1 pseudogene is annotated in these 618 nt (G+C 77.2%); it reads right to left on the minus strand.

The window, feature by feature from the left end:
• A pseudogene (locus B7767_RS35170) lies at positions 1-615 on the minus strand (hypothetical protein); the annotation flags it as partial.
• Positions 616-618: the final 3 nt, after the last annotated feature.

Here is a 618-nt window from a genome sequence, read left to right on the forward strand (position 1 = left end):
CAGCGCGGTCGCGATCCACGCGCCCCGGCTGAAGGACAGCGCCAGCGGCAGCACCAGCAGCAGGGCGCACCCGGCGGCGGCCGCCCGCTGCCGCACCGGGGCCCGCCCCAGCGCGATCCCCGCCGCGCACACCACGCCCAGCGACACCGCCGTCGCCATGCCCATCACGTCCGTGGCCCCGAAGGTGCCGACCGCGCGGACGGTCTCGCCCTGGTACGAGGCACCGGTACCGGTGACGTACTGGTACACCCCGACGGACCCCTGCCACAGGGCGAGCCCCACGAACGACCAGGCCAGCACCCGGAAGCCGGCGCGGCCACGGAGCAGCACCAGGACGGCGGCCGGGACGAGCACGAAGATCTGCAGATAACGGCCCAGGCCGCCGAACGCCGCCTGGGGCGAGGCCGCCCCCATGGCGGCGAGCGCCAGCCCCACGACCGGCAGCCCCAGCACCACGGCCGCGACACGCGACAGCGGGCGCCGCCGTTCCCGCAGCAGCCGGATCACGCAGTACCCGACCACCAGCGCGGACACCATGTCGGCGGGCCCCGCGCCGTCCCCCGTCGGCGGCAGGCCCGCCAGGACGACCACCGCCACCAGCGGCAGGACCGGCACCGG

It is taken from the genome of Streptomyces sp. 13-12-16 (assembly GCF_002114215.1).
Lineage (GTDB): Bacteria > Actinomycetota > Actinomycetes > Streptomycetales > Streptomycetaceae > Streptomyces.